Source organism: Microbacterium sp. RU1D (genome assembly GCF_900156435.1).
Lineage (GTDB): Bacteria > Actinomycetota > Actinomycetes > Actinomycetales > Microbacteriaceae > Microbacterium.
Window position 1 is genome coordinate 65,435 of the sequence record NZ_FTPQ01000002.1, and the last position, 17,319, is coordinate 82,753.

At 71.8% G+C, this 17,319-nt stretch carries 15 protein-coding genes and 1 pseudogene; 9 read left to right on the plus strand and 7 right to left on the minus strand.

Annotated elements, in window-relative coordinates:
• The first annotated feature begins 178 nt into the window (after nucleotides 1–178).
• Nucleotides 179–652 carry an S-ribosylhomocysteine lyase gene (locus B0B15_RS09030; RefSeq protein WP_076675388.1) on the plus strand — a complete coding sequence of 158 codons (474 nt, stop codon included), beginning with the start codon at nucleotides 179–181 and terminating at the stop codon, nucleotides 650–652.
• Nucleotides 653–787: 135 nt separating this feature from the next.
• On the opposite strand, the gene glgC is transcribed toward B0B15_RS09030, so the two are convergent.
• Nucleotides 788–2,032: a glucose-1-phosphate adenylyltransferase gene (gene glgC / locus B0B15_RS09035; protein ID WP_076675390.1), complete on the minus strand. Its 1,245-nt coding sequence runs from the start codon at nucleotides 2,030–2,032 to the stop codon at nucleotides 788–790.
• 76 nt (nucleotides 2,033–2,108) lie between these two features.
• On the opposite strand from glgC, the gene glgA reads away from it, so the two are divergent.
• The 3 genes from glgA to B0B15_RS09050 all read left to right on the plus strand — a co-directional run bounded on the left by glgA (nucleotide 2,109) and on the right by B0B15_RS09050 (nucleotide 4,682).
• Nucleotides 2,109–3,305 (plus strand): glycogen synthase, encoded by a 1,197-nt coding sequence (gene glgA / locus B0B15_RS09040; RefSeq protein ID WP_076675391.1) that lies wholly within the window; start codon nucleotides 2,109–2,111, stop codon nucleotides 3,303–3,305.
• 125 nt (nucleotides 3,306–3,430) lie between these two features.
• Nucleotides 3,431–4,213, plus strand: coding sequence for an ABC transporter ATP-binding protein (locus tag B0B15_RS09045; protein ID WP_076675393.1), 783 nt, complete (start codon nucleotides 3,431–3,433; stop codon nucleotides 4,211–4,213).
• A 217-nt stretch (nucleotides 4,214–4,430) separates the two neighbouring features.
• Complete coding sequence (locus B0B15_RS09050) at nucleotides 4,431–4,682, plus strand: type B 50S ribosomal protein L31 (RefSeq protein WP_055837630.1); 252 nt, start codon at nucleotides 4,431–4,433, stop codon at nucleotides 4,680–4,682.
• A 345-nt stretch (nucleotides 4,683–5,027) separates the two neighbouring features.
• On the opposite strand, the pseudogene B0B15_RS16010 reads toward B0B15_RS09050, so the two are convergent.
• The 3 genes and pseudogenes from B0B15_RS16010 to B0B15_RS09070 all read right to left on the minus strand — a co-directional run bounded on the left by B0B15_RS16010 (nucleotide 5,028) and on the right by B0B15_RS09070 (nucleotide 8,981).
• Nucleotides 5,028–6,233: pseudogene (locus B0B15_RS16010) on the minus strand (carbon-nitrogen hydrolase family protein).
• Nucleotides 6,146–7,840, minus strand: a complete 1,695-nt coding sequence (locus B0B15_RS09065; RefSeq protein ID WP_076675397.1) for an HNH endonuclease signature motif containing protein — start codon at nucleotides 7,838–7,840, stop codon at nucleotides 6,146–6,148. The pseudogene B0B15_RS16010 and the gene B0B15_RS09065 overlap by 88 nt, the downstream one beginning before the upstream one ends.
• Before the next feature lie 406 nt (nucleotides 7,841–8,246).
• A complete protein-coding gene (locus B0B15_RS09070; RefSeq protein WP_176776611.1) occupies nucleotides 8,247–8,981 on the minus strand; it encodes an exonuclease domain-containing protein in 735 nt (244 codons plus the stop codon).
• Nucleotides 8,982–9,327: 346 nt separating this feature from the next.
• On the opposite strand from B0B15_RS09070, the gene B0B15_RS09075 reads away from it, so the two are divergent.
• The gene (locus B0B15_RS09075; protein ID WP_076675399.1) at nucleotides 9,328–10,200 is read left to right on the plus strand and encodes an alpha/beta fold hydrolase; all 873 of its coding nucleotides are present in this window, start codon (nucleotides 9,328–9,330) and stop codon (nucleotides 10,198–10,200) included.
• Between the two features lie 36 nt (nucleotides 10,201–10,236).
• Here B0B15_RS09075 and B0B15_RS09080 read toward each other — a convergent pair whose 3' ends face one another.
• Nucleotides 10,237–10,797 (minus strand): CGNR zinc finger domain-containing protein, encoded by a 561-nt coding sequence (locus B0B15_RS09080; RefSeq protein ID WP_076675400.1) that lies wholly within the window; start codon nucleotides 10,795–10,797, stop codon nucleotides 10,237–10,239.
• A 71-nt stretch (nucleotides 10,798–10,868) separates the two neighbouring features.
• Here B0B15_RS09080 and B0B15_RS09085 point away from each other — a divergent pair, with 71 nt between their 5' ends.
• Nucleotides 10,869–11,861: an EamA family transporter gene (locus tag B0B15_RS09085; RefSeq protein ID WP_076675402.1), complete on the plus strand. Its 993-nt coding sequence runs from the start codon at nucleotides 10,869–10,871 to the stop codon at nucleotides 11,859–11,861.
• A 12-nt stretch (nucleotides 11,862–11,873) separates the two neighbouring features.
• On the opposite strand, the gene B0B15_RS09090 is transcribed toward B0B15_RS09085, so the two are convergent.
• Nucleotides 11,874–12,347: an Lrp/AsnC family transcriptional regulator gene (locus B0B15_RS09090; protein ID WP_076675403.1), complete on the minus strand. Its 474-nt coding sequence runs from the start codon at nucleotides 12,345–12,347 to the stop codon at nucleotides 11,874–11,876.
• 177 nt (nucleotides 12,348–12,524) lie between these two features.
• Here B0B15_RS09090 and pdhA point away from each other — a divergent pair, with 177 nt between their 5' ends.
• From pdhA to B0B15_RS09105, 3 genes are all read left to right on the plus strand, one after another.
• On the plus strand, nucleotides 12,525–13,673 hold the full coding sequence (pdhA, locus tag B0B15_RS09095) for a pyruvate dehydrogenase (acetyl-transferring) E1 component subunit alpha (protein WP_083708997.1): 1,149 nt from the start codon (nucleotides 12,525–12,527) through the stop codon (nucleotides 13,671–13,673).
• A gap of 76 nt (nucleotides 13,674–13,749) precedes the next feature.
• On the plus strand, nucleotides 13,750–14,751 hold the full coding sequence (locus B0B15_RS09100; protein ID WP_076675406.1) for an alpha-ketoacid dehydrogenase subunit beta: 1,002 nt from the start codon (nucleotides 13,750–13,752) through the stop codon (nucleotides 14,749–14,751).
• Between the two features lie 97 nt (nucleotides 14,752–14,848).
• Nucleotides 14,849–16,330, plus strand: coding sequence for a dihydrolipoamide acetyltransferase family protein (locus tag B0B15_RS09105; RefSeq protein ID WP_076675408.1), 1,482 nt, complete (start codon nucleotides 14,849–14,851; stop codon nucleotides 16,328–16,330).
• 122 nt (nucleotides 16,331–16,452) lie between these two features.
• On the opposite strand, the gene B0B15_RS09110 is transcribed toward B0B15_RS09105, so the two are convergent.
• Nucleotides 16,453–17,280 (minus strand): TetR/AcrR family transcriptional regulator, encoded by an 828-nt coding sequence (locus B0B15_RS09110; RefSeq protein ID WP_083708968.1) that lies wholly within the window; start codon nucleotides 17,278–17,280, stop codon nucleotides 16,453–16,455.
• Nucleotides 17,281–17,319: the final 39 nt, after the last annotated feature.

A 17,319-nucleotide genomic window follows, 5' to 3' on the forward strand; every position in this document is an offset into this window, starting at 1 on the left:
CCCTAGCGCGTGGGGTTCCGCCGCGCGGGCGGCGGTCCGGCATCCGGCCTGGGAGTCCTGCATCCGGCCCCTCGGCTTAGACACGTTCGGTTGATGTCGCACGGCGTCACGATCGGGCCGGCCGCGGACCGCGGCCGTAGGCTGGAAGCTTCCGCCGCCTCCTGAGAAGGGACCTCCCATGGCCGACGTCGAAAGCTTCACCCTGGATCACACCGCCGTGCTGGCGCCCTACGTCCGCCTGATCGGCACGGAGTCGGGCCCTCGCGGCGACGTCATCAGCAACTTCGACCTGCGTCTCGTGCAGCCCAACGAGCAGGAGATCCCGACCGGCGGTCTCCACACCATCGAGCACCTGCTAGCGAGCCTGGTGCGCGACCGCATCGACGGCCTCATCGACATCTCGCCCTTCGGATGCCGAACGGGCTTCCACGTCATCATGTGGGGTGAGCCCGACGTCGAGGCGCTGGTGGGCGCCATCACCGACTCCCTGCGCGCGATCGCCGAAGACGTCACCTGGGACGACGTTCCCGGCACCGACGCCTTCAGCTGCGGCAACTACCGCGACCACAGCCTGCACAGCGCGCGCGAGTGGTCGAAGGTCGTGCTCGAGAAGGGCATCTCCCGCGACGCGTTCGCGCGCGTCGGCGTCTGAGGATCAGTCGCCGGGGTCATTCCCACCCCCGCGCGGAAGGCGGGCGCCGGAGACGCGCGTGAGCCCGGATGTCAGAAGGGGCGGTGACCGCGATGGTCACCGCCCCTTCGGCATCCGGGATTCCGGACCCGTGGGTCAGGCGTGGACGTGCACGTCCTTGCCGACGACGGTGATGCCGGTCTCGGTCACGGTGAAGCCGCGCGCGAGGTCGCGCTCGCGGTCGACGCCGACGGTGGCACCCGGTTCCAGCACGACGTTCTTGTCGAGGATGGCGCGGTGGATGCGGGCGCCCGCGCCGACCTGCACGCTGTCGAAGAGCACCGAGTCGGTGATCGTCGACCCACCTCCGGCCAGTGCCCAAGGGCCGACGACGCTGCGTTCGAGGTGGGTCCCCGACAGCACCGACCCGAGCGAGACGATCGAGTCGATCGCGTTGCCGATGCGGCCGACCGAGTCGCGAACGAACTTCGCCGGCGGCGCGTTGAAGGTCTGCGAGTAGATCGGCCAGTCGGTGTTGTAGAGGTTGAAGATGGGCAGGGTCGAGATCAGGTCCATGTGCGCGTCGTAGAACGACTCGATCGTGCCCACGTCGCGCCAGTACGACTGGTCGCGCGGGGTGGACCCGGGCACGTCGTTGCGGTTGAAATCGTAGACGGCGGCCTCTCCGCGATCGACGAAGTACGGCACGATGTCGCCGCCCATGTCGTGCGCCGAGGTGGGCAGCTCGCCGTCGTGGGTGACGGCGTCCACCAGGGCATCGGCGTCGAAGATGTAGTTGCCCATCGACGCGAGCACTTCGTGCGGCGCGTCGGCGAGGCCGGTGGGGTTCTGCGGCTTCTCGAGGAATGCGCGGATCTTCGTGGGGTCGCTCGGGTCGGTGTCGATGACGCCGAACTGGTTCGCCAGCGAGATCGGCTGACGGATGCCGGCGACGGTGGCGCGCGCGTCGGACGCGATGTGGGCGTCGAGCATCTGGTTGAAGTCCATGCGATACACGTGGTCGGCGCCGATGACGACGACGATGTCGGGCTTCTCGTCGCGGATGAGGTTCATCGACTGCAGGATCGCGTCGGCGGAGCCGGAGAACCAGCGCTTGCCGAGGCGCTGCTGAGCCGGGACGGATGCCACGTACGCGCCGAGCATGGGCGACATGCGCCACGTCTGCGAGATGTGGCGGTCGAGGCTGTGCGACTTGTACTGCGTGAGCACGACGAGCTGACGAAGCCCCGAATTGATGAGGTTCGAGATGGCGAAGTCGATGAGGCGGTACTGGCCGCCGAAGGGGACGGCGGGTTTGGCGCGATCCGCCGTCAGGGGCATGAGTCGCTTTCCCTCGCCGCCGGCGAGGATGATTCCGAAGACCTTCGGCGCTGCAGGCATGGCACCACCCTAGGGGGCGGAACAGGTTGCGGGAACACGTCGTCGGCGAGGCTCGCGCTGTACTACGGTTCGTCTCATGCGCGTCGACATCGTGACCAAGGAGTACCCGCCGGAGATCTACGGCGGAGCCGGAGTCCACGCCACCGAGCTCGTCAAGGCGCTGCGCGCCGAGGGCATCGAGGTGCAGGTGCGCGCGTTCGGCGCGGAGCGCGACGAGGCCGACACCACGTCGTACGGCGTCCCCGCCGAGCTCGCCTCGGCCAACGGTGCGATCCAGACCCTCGGCGCCGACCTCGAGATCGTCACCGACGTCGCCGGCGCCGACGTGGTGCACTCGCACACCTGGTATGCGAACTTCGCCGGGCACCTGGCATCCCTTCTGCACGGCATCCCGCACGTCGTGACCGCCCACAGCCTCGAGCCGCTGCGGCCCTGGAAGGCCGAGCAGCTCGGCGGCGGGTACGCCGTGTCGAGCTACATCGAGAAGACCGCGTACGAGGGCGCCGCGGCCGTGGTCGCGGTCAGCTCGGGAATGCGCGACGACATCCTGCGCAGCTACCCCTCGCTCGACCCCGACAAGGTGCGGGTCATCTACAACGGCATCGACACCGAGGCGTGGCATCCGGTCTCGGACGACGCCTTCCTCGAGTCGGTCGGCATCGACCCGTCGCGTCCGTCGGTGGTTTTCGTCGGGCGCATCACCCGGCAGAAGGGGTTGCCGTACCTGCTGCGCGCGGCGGAGCAGCTGCCGCCGGACGTGCAGCTGATCCTGTGCGCGGGCGCGCCCGACACGCCGCAGATCATGGCCGAGGTGCAGGAGCTCGTCCGCGGGCTGCAAGCCACGCGCGACGGTGTCGTGTGGATCGAGCGCCTCCTGCCGCGCGACGAGCTGTGCGCGATCCTCACCGCGGCGACGACGTTCGTCTGCCCCTCGGTGTACGAGCCCCTCGGCATCGTCAACCTCGAGGCGATGGCGTGCGGAGCCGCCGTGGTCGGCACCGCGACCGGCGGCATCCCCGAGGTCGTCGTCGACGGCGTGACCGGGCGCCTCGTGCCGATCGAGCAGGTGCAGGACGGCACCGGCACGCCCGTCGACCCCGATCGCTACGTCGACGACCTCGCCCGGGTGCTCACGGAGGTCGTGACGGATGCCGAGACCGCCCGCACGTACGGCGAGGCGGGGCGTCAGCGCGCCGTCGAGGCGTTCAGCTGGGGCGCGATCGCGCAGGAGACCGCGGCGCTGTACGCCGAGGTGGCCGGGGTGTCGCGGTAGCTCTCCCGGTCGGCCGCGTGGTGGCCGTGTGTGCTGCGCGCCGAGGTCGCGGGGACGCGACGGAAGCCGTGGGGGTCGGCCGTGTGGCATCCGGGTCGTGTCGTCGCGCCCGTTAGGCTGGACGCATGCCTCAGGTGCTCGAGTTCTCCGACGTCGTCGTCCGCCGGAACGCGCGCGACATCGTGTCCCACCTCGACTGGACGGTGTCGGATGACGAGCGCTGGGTGGTGCTCGGCCCGAACGGCGCCGGCAAGACCACCGTGCTGCAGCTCGCCGACACGCTGCTGCACCCCACGTCGGGTGCGGTGACGATCCTCGGCGAGCGGCTCGGGCGCACCGACGTGTTCGAGCTGCGTCCGCGGATCGGGTTCGCCTCGTCGGCGATGGCGCGTCGCGTGCCGCCGGAGGAGAGCGTGCTCGACGTCGTCCTGACCGCGGCGTTCTCGGTCGTCGGGCGCTGGCGCGAGGACTACGACGACATCGACGAGCGGCGCGCGCTGCGCGTGCTCGCGGAGTGGAAGCTCGACCACCTCGCCGACCGCACCTTCGGAACGCTCAGCGACGGCGAGCAGAAGCGCGTGCAGATCGCGCGCGCCGTCATGACCGATCCCGAGCTGCTGCTGCTCGACGAGCCCACCGCGAGCCTCGACTTGGGAGCGCGCGAGGAGCTGCTGAGCCTGTTGTCGGGCTACGCGCAGGCGCCGACGACGCCCGCGATGGTGATGGTCACCCATCACGTCGAGGAGATCCCCGTCGGGTTCACGCACGTGCTGCTGCTGCGGGACGGCGAGGTCGTGGCATCCGGGCCCCTCGACGAGGCCCTCACGGCCGAGAACCTGTCCGCGACCTTCGGGCTCGACATCACCCTCACGCACGAGGCGGGCCGGTACGCCGCTCGCGCGGTGTGAGCCTGGGCGGGGCATTTACCTGTCGTGTCGAGCACGAGGCGTTCGCGCTGATGCGCCGACGTCGTGTGGCTTCGGCTGTGGCTTGCGCTCCGGCTCCGGCTTCGGCTCCGGCTCCGGCTCCGGCTCCGGCCTGGTAGACTTTCCCGTTGGTGCCACCGGCGCCGCAGACTTTGACGTCCTGGCAGAATCCAGGGCACCACTTCTCAAAGGACCTCCCATGCAGACTGACATCCACCCCACGTACAAGGCCGTCGTGTTCCGCGACCTCGGTTCGGGCGACACCTTCCTCACCCGTTCGACCGTCTCGAGCGACAAGACGATCGAGCTCGACGGTGTGGAGTACCCCGTCATCGACGTGGAGATCTCGTCGGCCTCGCACCCCTTCTACACGGGCAAGCAGCGCATCATGGACTCGGCCGGTCGCGTCGAGAAGTTCAACCAGCGCTTCAAGAACTTCGGCGGTCGTTGATCCGCAGCGGTTCCGCTTCGAAAGCCCCTCGTCCCTCGGGACGGGGGGCTTTCGCGTTGTGCGGAAGCGGTGTCGCAGGGCGTCGTGTGGTCTCGAGGGCGGATGGGGTCGTGCAGCCTCAGGCGAGCTGATCGGCCGAGGGATGGTGTTCGCTCGAGGGATGCCGTTCGGCCCCGGGTTGGGCGGTGACCGGTTTCGGATGGAACGCTCGGGGTCGGCCGAGGCTGAGGGGTGGTTCCAACCGGCGGCCGGCGGTCGGCGTCGGGAGCCAGGTCGCAGAGCGAGGCGCGGTTGGGCGTGGCGGCTTCCTCAGGCCCGTGTCGTGCGTACGGCGTGGCGGCTTCCTCAGGCCCGTGTCGTGCGTACGGCTCCCGGCCCGAGCTCGCCGGACCGCTCGAAGGCGCCCGGGCCGTCTCGGCGGTCCGCCCACATCCGCTGATCGCGGCGGACGTCTGCCACGAGAGCCGGGTCGATGTCGGCGATGGCCACACCCTCTCGTCCGTCGACGCGCGCGATGCGGCGCCCGAGCGGGTCGAAGACGGCCGAGCCGCCGATGAAGTCGCTCGGAGCGCCGACGAGTCCGCTGTAGACGACGTACATCCCGTTGTCGAGCGCACGCGCAGCGAGGTGGAGGTCTCGGCGACGTTTCCCGCCCGGGAAGTAGGCGCCGCTGTTCAGGTAGACGGTGGCCCCGGCTGCCGCTGCGGCGGCGGCATGCTCGGGGAAGTTCGCGTCGTAACAGACCGAGAGTGCGAACTCGACGGCGCCTACCCGGAAGGAGAACCCTCCCGCGCCCGGGGCGAACACGGCACGCTCCGGAGCGTGGAGGTGCTGCTTGGACTACGCGGGGCGAGGGATGGCGTCCGGGGCGAGGACGAGGTCGGTCAGGGTTCGCCGGTCGCCCTGATCGAGCGCGGTGTTCACGACGGCGATGAGACCGGTCTGCTCGACCGCGTCTTGCAGAGGGGCGAGCCAGGCGAGGTCGGCGAGGCTCGGCAGTGCGCCGGTGAAAGTGGTCTCGTCGTAGCCGGTGAGGAAGGCCTCGGGGAAGAGGACCAGGTCCGCGTCGGCCGCGGCGCTTTCGGTGACGAACAGTGCGGCGCGCGCGACGTTCTGCGCGATGGCGCCGGGGGTGGCTTCGGCCTGGACGGTGGCGATGCGGACGGTCACGGCGTCAGTCTGGCAGGTGCAGGTGCAGGTGCAGGTGCTGGTGCTGGTGCAGGTACTAGAGCTGGTGCACGTGGTGCTGGTGCTGGTGCTGGTGCTGGTGCTGGTGCTGGTGCTGGTGCAGGTGGCTATCGATCCGTCCCGCTGCTGCGGGTGCGCTCGCCCCGGAGAGGGGCACCGGGCCGACGGGTCTCCCGGCGGGGCGCGCCGATGGTGGAAGGGGACGACATGCGCGAGATGCGAGGACCGACGGAGCGCGCCACCGCGTACTGCTCGATGATTCGCCCGGCGTCGTTCTAGAACGGCGGCGGATCCGTGCCGTACCTTCCGCCGAGGGGCGACGTCCACGAGGTGTCTTCGCCGGGCGGATGGTCGATGTCCCACCGGCTTTCGTGGCGCAGACGATGGTGATGTCGGCACTTCGGATCGAGGTTGTCGTCGTCGGTGGTTCCGCCGTCGGCCCAGGCCGTGAGGTGGTCGATGTCGCACTCGCGGGCGGCGCGGCCGCACCCGGGGAAGACGCAGGTGGGCGACGTGACGCCGAGCCACCGCCGGAGCGCGGCGGGAACCCGGTACGTCGTGCGGTCGAGCACGAGCGGTGCGCCGGTCACGGGGTGGGTGAGCAGCCGGATCCACGACGTGGCTCTCCCCGCCAGGCGTCGAGCCGTGGCGAGGTCGATCGGTCCGTAGCCCTCCAGCGTCGCGGGGGCGGTGCCGTGGCCGAGCAGCGTGAGCGCCGGGATCGTGACGACGACGGTCGCCGGGGGCGCGGCGCGGAAGGTGCGCGGGGCGTCAGGCTTGGCGGAGCCGCCCGGACCGGCGGGGAGCGCGCCGGGGGCGTGCGCAGGGCCGACGGACGTTTCGGCGGCGTGAACCTGGAGGTCGGCCGCACGCGGAGCGGAGCCGGTCGTCCCCGGAATCGGAGACGGGATCGTCGCCGTCGGGCTTTCGACCATCGTCACCAGGTCGGCGAGCGCGTCAGCGCGCAGCTGCGCGAGCGAGCGCTCCTCGTCGGGCGCGGTCCGCAGGTGCCGGGCGGCCCGATCGAGACGAGACATCACGGCGCGAGCACGATCGGCCGGGAGGAGCGCGTGCAGCGAGGCCATGCCGTCGAGTTCGGCTCTCATCCATACGCCGCGATCGTCTGCGGCCCGGCGGTGGCGGGCATCGATCGACTCCGCGTGGACGCGCTCTCGAATCGCTCGGGCAGCGACCGCGAACTTCGCCGGGGGCAGGGCCAGCGCCTGCGGACACGCGGCGTCGTCGAAGCGCTGGAAGGCATCGGAGTCGCCCGCCGGGAGGGTCGAAGCCAGTCTGGCCGCGTCGACGGCGTGCTTCTCGGAGAGGCGTCCTGCGCTGAAGGCGGCCCACAACCGCGGACAGCCGCCGATGAGCGTTCGCGCGTGCGCAGCTCGTGTGCGGACGGTCTGCTCCGATAAACGCAGGCGCACCGCGATCTCTGCGACGGCGGCTCGTTCGGCGAGATCGACGCGGTCGCGCCGCACCGCGCCGGGTGTGCGCCCCCGGGGATCATTCCAGGCGCGATCGGACGTTGGATCGGGCCCGACCCAGGGCGTCGGGTCGTAAGCGGCGTCGTCGAGGATCGCCAGGATGAGGCGGTATTCGTCGGCGGTCGCTCGCTGGCGATCGCCGATGACGTTTTCCAGATGTCCCAGCCTCGCGTCGATGTCGGAGACCACTGCCACGTCGCCGTCGTGCGGCCCCATGACGTCGTCCCACCGCCAGGCTCCGCCGCCATCGACCGCATCGGAAGCGCTCGACGCCCGCTCGGACATGCCTTCTCCAGGACCGGAGGACACGGAGTCGAAAGATGCGGCCAGGTCACCCGTCCACCATTCGACATCGCCACTCTCGTGGTGCGCCGCCCATTCGGCTCCGCGCTCGCGTTCGTGGTCGCTCGGCCAGGGCACCCCGTCGCACTCCCGGACCACCGGCATCGGCCGGTGCTTCACGCGTGCACTTCGGGTCATGGCAGAACGGTATCGCCGACCTCCGACATCGCAGCGGCGGCCGGCAGGACGCCCGTCGAGGCTGACCGTGTCAGAGACGGCGCTTACCCGGCGCGTGGGCGAACAGTGGGAAGACCCCCGGATCGGACCGCCCTCGCGTCGAGCTCTGGCGAGGCCGCCGTCGGATGCGCGACGCCACCGGAGGGGCGGCACGTGCCGGCGGCGCGCCGAACGGGACGGTGCCCACCATGGGGGTGCAAGGGGCGGGTGCGGCGCGTGCGTTTCGGGGTGCGCCGCTGGGGTGCGGGGCCGGATGCGGCGCTGTACGTTTCGGGGTGCGCCGCTGGGGTGCAGAGGGCGGATGCGGCGCTGTACGTTTCGGGATGCGCCGCTGGGGTGCCGGCGCCGGATGCCGCGGACTCGGCACTCAGCGGATCGGCCAGGTCCCGTCGACCGGGGGAGCCGTGGCATCCAGCCGCCCGATCTGCACGAAGTACTCCGTCAGGCTCGCGGCCTGCGCGCGGGCCCATGCGATCTGACGGGTGTGCAGTTCGTCGAGGGTCTGCGGCATCCACGGGCCGAACTTCTCGGCGAGGGCCAGGGCCAGGCGACCGGCCGCCACCGCGTCGGCGCAGGCTTCATGAGCGGACTCCAGCGGAACGGCGTAGTGCTCGGCGACGACCGACAGCGTGCGCTTGCCGCGACGGTACCGGTCGTAGGTCTTGTCGACCACGAGCGGGTCGATGACCGGCGATGGCGCGTGGATCGGGACGACGCCGTGGCGGACGGCCTCGTTCTTGAGCATCGAGAAATCGAAGGGCGCGTTGTAGGCCACGACGGGGATGCCGGCGGCGAACAGCGCCGCGAGGGCCTCGACGACCTCGGCCACCACACGCGGGGCGGGGGCTCCGTCGGCGCGGGCCCGTTCCGTCGAGATGCCGTGGATCGCCGCCGCGCCGGCCGGGATCTCGACGCCGGGGTCGGCCAGCCAGTCCCGGGCGTCGATTACGTTGCCGTCGACATCGAGCACGCCCACGTGAGCGGTGACGATCCGATCGCGCTCGACGTCGACGCCGGTGGTCTCGAGATCGAACACGCCGATGAGGCGCGCCCACTCGGGCGTCTGGAACAGGGGGAGCGGCTCGGCCTGCCACGTGGTCATGCGCCCCACGGTAGAACGGGCGTCCGACATGGCCCGCCAGGCGCGCAGACGAGGGGCGCGGGGAGGAGGACGGATGCCGGTGGTGGGGTTCGCGATGAGGTGCCGGGCGAAGCGATCCGGCGAGCTGGACACCGGGGGTCGTGGCGCGGGACCGGACGGATGCCGCGCCTGGCGAACGCGAACGTCGAAGGGTGGGCATGGATCCGGATGCCGGGTCGGGGCGTCCGGAGAGCGTGCGTTCCGCGGGTCGGCGTCGAGGTGTGCGGAGGGGACACGTCCCGCGGGCCGGGCTCGTCGGACGTCTGGCCGGCCGGGCGATGTCGGGACCCCCTCGTAGACTCGACCCATGCCGAACCCGTATGCCGAGCGCCTCGCCGAGATCGCCGTGGAGCGCCGCGAGGTCGCCGTCCTCGGTGGTACGACGGCCTACTGGGTCTACGGCGACGAGGCCGCGTCGACGACGATCGTCGCGGTGCACGGGTTCCGCGGCGAGCATCACGGGCTCGACCCCGTGGTGGCGCACCTTCCCGGCATCCGGGTCATCTCGCCCGATCTGCCCGGCTTCGGCGAGACGGCGCCGCTCGCCGGACGCGCGCACGATCTCGACACGTACGCGCAATGGCTGCGGGCGTTCGTCGAGGCGGTCGCGCCGGGCGCGGTCGTGCTCGGGCACTCGTTCGGGTCGATCGTGTCGTCGGCCGCGGTGGCGGGCGGGCTCGCGACACCCAAGCTCATCCTCGTGAACCCGATCGGCGCGCCCGCGCTCGAGGGGCCGCGCGGGATCCTCACGCGCCTCGCGGTGTTCTACTACCTCGCCGGGGCCAAGCTCCCGCGCGCGATAGGCGAGGGGCTGCTGCGCAACGGACTGATCGTGCGCGTCATGAGCAACGCCATGGCGAAGACGCGAGACCCCGAGCTGCGGCGCTTCGTGCACGAGCAGCACGACGAGTACTTCTCGCGCTTCGCCGACCGCGACGTGCTGCATGAGGCGTTCGTGACGAGCGTCTCGCACGACGTCCGCGAGTTCGCGCCGCGCATCGCGCAGCCGACCCTGCTCATCGCCGCCGAGAAGGACGACATCACCCCGATCGAGGCCGAGCGGCACTTGGCCACGCTGTTCCCGGATGCCGAACTGGTGGAGATCCCCGAGGTCGGGCACCTCATCCATTACGAGACGCCGCAGGCTGCGGCATCCGCGATCCGGGACTTCGTGGGCTGAGGGGGGACGACCCGTCCGCGTCGACGCGCGCGAGGGTCAGACCGTCGTCTCCGCCTTGCGCTTCCGGTACGCGTTGACGTTCATGCGGTTGCCGCAGTTGCCGGAGTCGCAGTAGCGCTTCGAGCCGTTCTTGGAGAAGTCGACGTACACGCCGTCGCAGTCGTCGGCGTCGCAGACGCGGACGCGGGCGTACTCGTCGGCGCGGATGACGTCGACGAACGCCATCGCCGTCTCCACGAGCATGCGCTGGGCGAGGTGGTCCGACGCCTCGGAGGCGTGGATGTGCCAGTCGAACTCGTCGTGTCGCACGAGCTGGGGGAGGGCCCGTCCGTCGCGGAGCATCGCGTTGACCAGCGGCACCGCCGCGTCGCGATCGACGTTCCACAGCGCCTGAATGCGCGACCGGATGCCGCGCACGGCGGCCAGCTCGCGCTCGTCACGGGCGCGCGAACCGGTGTACGTGTGCCGCTCGGCGAAGTCGTCGAGTTCGGCCATCGTCGTGAGGCTGTCGACCCCGCTCACCTCGGTGTGGGGCAGGGTGTTGACCAGTTCGACGGTCGCGCGCAGCACCAGTTCGGTGTCACGGATGAAGACCATGTTGACTCCTGACATTCCCAGGTCGTACTGTCACGAGTGTAAACGCTCTTGACCCCTGACAGCAGGCCCGCATGACCACGTCGTCCGTCACCCTTCCCCGCCCCACCCGCCACGGCTCCGGCGCCGTCACCGGGCTCCTCATCGCCGTCGCCTCGGCACTGGCGTTCTCGTCCAGCGGTCCGTTCGTGAAGCCCCTCCTCGACGGCGGGTGGTCGCTCGGGGCCGTGCTGCTCGTGCGCATGGGGGTCGCCGCTGTCCTGCTCTCGCCCGCGCTCGTCACGGCGATCCGGCGCCAGCGCGGATTCCTCCGGCGCCACGGCCTCATCATCGTGGCCTTCGGCCTGACCGCCGTCGCGGGATGCCAGCTGTTCTACTTCGCCGCGATGCAGCGGATGCCGGTGGCGGTGGCGCTGCTGATCCAGTACATCGCGCCCGTGCTCATCGTGATCGCGGTGTGGGTGCGCACGCGCCGGGCGCCGTCGACGGCCGTGCTCATCGGCTCGGTCGTCGCGATGGCCGGTCTCGTGCTCGTCGTCGATATCAGCGGAGCGCGGTTCGACCTGCTCGGCACGCTCTTCGCCCTCTGCGCGGCGGTCTGCGCCGCGGCCTACTTCGTCATCGCCGGTCGCGCGGGTGACGACCTCCCGCCCCTCGCCCTGGCCGCCGGCGGCCTGCTCACCGGCACCCTGCTCATGGGCGTGCTCGTGGGCGTGGGCGTGCTGCCGTTCGCCGACCCGTCGATCACGGTGTCCCTGGCGGGGCTGCAGGTTCCCGGCATCCTGCCCCTGCTGTGGGTGGGCGCGGTCGCCACCACCCTCGGGTACGCCCTCGGAGTCATCGCCGTGCCGCTCATCGGCTCGCGTCTGGCCTCGTTCGTCGGGCTCAGCGAGGTGCTCTTCGCGCTCGGTTTCGCGTGGCTGCTGCTGGGGGAGACGCCCGCGCCGATCCAGTTCGTGGGCGGCGCGCTGATCCTCGTCGGGGTGGTGCTGGTCCGACTGGATGCCGGAAGCCCGGCTGAGCCGAAGGCGGAGACGGCGAGCATCCCGGTGGTGCCGGCGCCGTAGGTTTCCGATCCGCTAGTTCTCCTCGCGCGCCAGCTGCATCAGCGGACCGACGCGGTAGCCGATGACCTCGCCCATCACGAGCGAGGTCTCGGTGCGTTCGACGCCCTCGATCGCGAGGATGCGCGCGTCGGTGTCGAAGAGGTGCTGCGTGTCGCGGCACGCCACCCGTACGAGCAGGTCGACCTGGCCGCTCAGCCCGTGCGCCTGCAGCACCTCGGGCACTTTCGCCAGCTCGTCGCGGATCGCGGGGAGCTCGGCCTGGCGCACCGTGACCTGCAGGAACGCCTCGATGGGGAATCCGAGCGCCTCGGCCGAGAGCGTGCGCTCGAACGACAGGAACACGCCTCCGCGTTCGAGGCGGCTCATGCGCGCCTGGACGGTGTTGCGCGAGAGGCCGAGCTTTTCGGCGAGCGCGACGACGGTGGCGCGCGGATCGGCGGACAGGGCGCGGAGGAGGTCGAGGTCGACCGCGTCGAGCTTGCTCATGCTGCGAAACATTAGCAGTGCCCCCACCCCGCGCAATGGGCACCTTGCTCAATATGACGGCGAGGTCTTGAGCGGGGTGCATTCCGCGCGTACGGTCGGCCACGTCGGCGCCGTTGCCGACGCCCGGACCGCCCCGGCTCTCACGAGGAGCCGCGGGCCGCACCTGGAGGGATGACGATGACGTACACCCAGACCACGCCGGATCACGGAGCCGCCGACCGCGGATCCACCGGCACCCGCGGCGACGTGGACGACGTCTCGCGCCTGCTCGAGCCCGACGGCTCGCGCACCCCGGATGCCGAGCTCGACCCGTGGATCGCCGACCTCTCGCCGCACGAGCTGCGCGCCCTCCACCGCGACATGGTCCTCACCCGTCGCCTCGACGCCGAGGGCGTCGCTCTGCAGCGCCAGGGTCAGCTCGCCCTGTGGGCGCCGTGCCGCGGTCAGGAGGCCGTGCAGGTGGGCACCGCCCACGCCCTCGCTCCCGGCGACTTCGTCTTCCCCAGCTACCGCGAGCACGGCGTGCTGCTCGGCCGCGGCGCGAAGCCCGCCGACTACGTGCTCGCCTGGCGCGGCGAGGAGCACTCCGCCTACGACCACACCACGATCAACGCGGCCCCGCCGCAGATCATCATCGGCGCGCAGTCGCTGCACGCGACCGGGTGGGCCATGGGCGCCCAGCGCGACGGCTCGACCGACGTCGCCGTGGCGTATTACGGCGACGGCGCCACCAGTCAGGGCGATGTCAACGAGGCGATGGTGTTCGCCTCGTCGTTCCGCGCCCCGGTGGTGTTCGTCTGCTCCAACAACCAGTGGGCGATCAGCGAACCGGTCACCGTGCAGGCGAAGTACCCGATCGCGGGCCGGGCGCCGGGATTCGGCATCCCGAGCATGCGCGTCGACGGCAACGACGCCCTCGCGTGCGTCGCCGCGATGCGGTGGGCGCTCGACCGCGCCCGCCGCGGGGAGGGGCCCTCGTTCATCGAGGCCGTGACCTACCGCATGGGTCCGCACACCACGAGCGACGACCCCACGCGGTACCGCGACGCCGACGAGGTCGAGGCGTGGTCGCAGCGCGACCCGATCGCCCGGCTCGAGGCATACCTGCGCGCCGAGGGCGTGCTCGACGACTCCGCCCTCGACGAGGTGGCGCGCGCCGCCGACGCCCTTGCCGCCGAGGTGCGCGCCGCGTGCATCGGCGCGACCACCCGCGCGCCCGAGACGATGTTCGACCACGTCTATGCCGAGCCCCACGCGGGTCTGGAGAGGCAGAAGGCCGCGTACGTCGACTACCTCGCGGGGTTCGAGCAGGAGGGCGCGCGATGACGAGCATGACTCTCGGCTCGGCGCTCAACGCGGGCCTGTCGAAGGTGCTCGAGGCGGACGGGAAGGAGATCTCGCGATGACCGCACTCACCCTGGGTTCCGCGATCAACGCGGGCCTGTCGAAGGCGCTCGAGGCGGACGAGAAGGTCCTCCTGATGGGCGAGGACATCGGTGCGCTGGGCGGCGTGTTCCGCGTCACCGACGGTCTGCAGCGGCGTTTCGGCGCGCAGCGCGTGGTCGACACGCCCCTCGCGGAGGCGGGCATCGTCGGCACCGCCGTCGGCCTCGCCCTGCGCGGCTACCGACCGGTCGTCGAGATCCAGTTCGACGGCTTCGTCTACCCGGCCTTCGACCAGATCGTCTGCCAGGTCGCCAAGCTGCACTACCGCAGCAGCGGCCGCATCCGGATGCCGCTGGTCATCCGCATCCCGTGGGCCGGGGGAGTCGGCGCGGCCGAGCACCACTCGGAATCGCCCGAGGCCTACTTCGTGCACACCGCGGGGCTGCGCGTGGTCGCGCCCAGCACCCCGCAGGACGCGTACGTCATGCTGCAGCAGGCCGTGGCATCCGATGACCCCGTCATCTTCTTCGAGCCCAAGCGCCTGTACCACTCCAAGGGCGAGGTGGATCTGGACGCGGACCTCGCCGACGCCCCGCCCCTGCACCTGGCCCGCGTCGCCCGCGAGGGCACCGACGCCACGATCGTCACCTACGGCGCCCAGGTGCGCACGGCCCTCGATGCCGCGCTCGCCGCGGAGGACGAGGGGCTCTCGCTCGAGGTCGTCGACCTGCGCTCGCTCTCACCCATCGACATGAACACCGTCGCGGCATCCGTCCGCAAGACCGGGCGGGTCGTGGTGACGCACGAGGCCGCGCGGCAGGCGGGGGTCGGGGCGGAGCTCGTCGCGAGCATCACCGAGCAGTGCTTCGAATACCTCGAAGCGCCGCCCCAGCGCGTGACCGGGCACGACATCCCATACCCGCCGTCGAAGCTCGAGAAGCATCACGTGCCCGACCTCGATCGCATCCTGTACGCCGTCGACCGGGTGCTCGAGCGCGGGGAAGGGGTGCTGCGATGATCGAGGAGCACACGCCGTCGATTCACCTCGTTCGTCGGCTGACGCGTGTCGCGCGCTCGCCGCGGATCCGTTTCGTCCTCGGTGAAGGGGGCGCTCGATGATCGAGGAGTTCCTGCTGCCGGATCTCGGCGAGGGTCTCCCGGAGGCCGAGATCGTCGCGTGGCTCGTCGCCGAGGGCGACGTCGTGAGGCTCAACCAGACCATCGCCGAGGTCGAGACGGCCAAGGCGGTCGTCGAGATCCCCTCGCCCTACGCCGGAACCGTGCAGGGGCTGCACGCGGCCGCCGGCGACGTTGTCGCGGTCGGCTCGCCGCTGGTGTCGTTCGCCGTGGGCGGGGCGGAGGCGAAGGATCCGGCGCCCGAGCGCGCGGCCGGGGCCGGAGTGACGGGGGTCGGAGCCGCCGGGGCCGGGGTGACGGGCTCTGGCGCCGCCGGGGTCGGGGCCGGGGCGCCCGGAGCCGTCGCGGCCGGAGCCACCGCCGACGAGGCCGAGCGGGCGACGCCCAACCTCGTCGGCTACGGCGCCGCGCCCTCCACCGGCAGCCGGCCGACGCGTCGCGCCCGCGGCGGCGGCTCGACCGCCACGCTCGACGCCGACACGGCCGTCCGCGAGGCCGCGCCGCACGACGTCGTGCGCACGGGACCGATCGATCTGCCGCTCGAGCGTCCGCGCTCGACGCCGCCGGTGCGCAAGCTCGCGAAAGACCTCGGGGTCGACCTCGTGCTCGTCGCGGCCGCCCACCCGGGCGAGGCCGTGACGCGCGCGCACGTCGAGGAATACGCGGCGCGGGAGCCCGCGGCATCCGTCGCCCCCTCCACCCCCGCGTCGAGGGTCCCCCCGGCTGCGTCCGCCTCCGTCGCCCGCCCGGCTCCCGGCGAGCGGGTCACCCGTACGCCCATCCGCGGCGTGCGCAAGCACACGGCGGCCGCGATGGTGCAGAGCGCGTTCACCGCTCCGCACGCGACGACCTTCCTCACGCTCGACGTCACCGCGACGACCGAGCTGCTGGCATCCCTGAAGACCGACCGCGCTCTCGACGGGCACCGGATCGGCGTGCTGGCCGTGGTCGCGAAGGCCGTGTGCCTGGCCCTCGGGCGCACGCCGGCGCTGAACGCGCGGTGGGACGAGGCCGCCGGCGAGATCATCGAGCACCACTACGTGAACCTCGGCATCGCGGCCGCGACCGACCGCGGTCTCGTCGTGCCGGTCGTGCGGGATGCCGAGCGCCTTGCACTCGTCGACCTCGCTGATGCGATCGCGGAGCTCGCCGGTACCGCCCGCGCCGGACGCACCGCGCCGGCCGACATGACGGGTGGGACGTTCTCGATCACGAACGTCGGGGTGTTCGGGGTGGATGCCGGAACCCCCATCCTCAACCCGGGAGAGGCCGGGATCCTCGCCGTCGGCGCCGTACGGCGCACGCCGTGGGAGCACCGGGGCGAGATCGCGCTGCGCGACGTGCTGACCCTCAGCCTGTCGTTCGACCACCGCGTGGTTGACGGGGCCGAGGCGGCGCGGTTCCTGACCGACGTCGCGGGCGTGCTGCGCGAGCCCGGTCGGGCGATGCTGCTGCGCTGAGGGACCCGGGCGGAACGACCCGTCGAGTGTCCAGGACATGCCGTCGGTGCGGGGGTGACGGCGGCGTGTCTCGGACACTCGACGGATGGGCGCGAGGGGCGGGACCGGCGCGACGCGGGCGGTCAGGCCGTCAAGGCGGCCAGCGCCATGCGCGTCAGCGTCGGGCGCACGCGCGACGTCGGAACGCCGCGCACGCTGTGGGGTGTCGAGTTGATGAGGCCGAAGCACGCGAGAGCGCGCACGCGCCGTTCGGCGGGGGTCTCGGCATCCGGACTCTCCGCCGCCATCGCGTCGGTCCAGACCGCGACGTAGGCGTTCTGCAGGAGGCGCACCGTGCGGCGGTCGTCGGGGGCGAGGCGGTCGAGGTCGCGGTCCTGCACGCGGATGACGTCGGCCTCGGCGAGCGCGAACGCGACGTGGAAGTCGACGAGGGCGGCGAGGGATCCGGATGCCGTGCGGGCAGGGCCGCGGGCGTCCTCGGCGACACAGCGGGTGGGGGTGGGCTCGATGGGTGTTCCCGCCGGTGTGCTCGGGCTGGGGGTCGCACTCTCCGGCGGGAGGTGCGCGGCGGCGACCGCCCGCCCGCCCGTGAGCAGGCGTTCGCTGACGTCGACGAGGATCGCGCCGAGGAGTGCCTGCTTGCTCGCGACGTGCCGGTAGACGGCGGGTCCGCTGACCCCGGCGGCCTCGCCGATGTCGCCGAGGGTGACGCCGTCGAAACCCCGCTCGGCGAACAGGCGGGCGGCGGCGGCGAGGAGTGCGGCACGGCGCTCGGCCTTCGCGCGGTCGCGGGCGGTGGTCGGGGGAGTGGCGGCCGGTGCGAGGCCCGGCCCCGAGGCGGGGGTCGATGCCGGGGCGGTGGTCGAGGGGGCGGGTTCCGTGCGCTCACGGGGCGGCGCGGGAGCATCGTCTCCGCTCGCGGCGCGAGAGGGGTCGGGAGGTCTTGTCATCGGCATCCGCTCGGGTTAGCCTGGGGTCTCAGTTAGCCA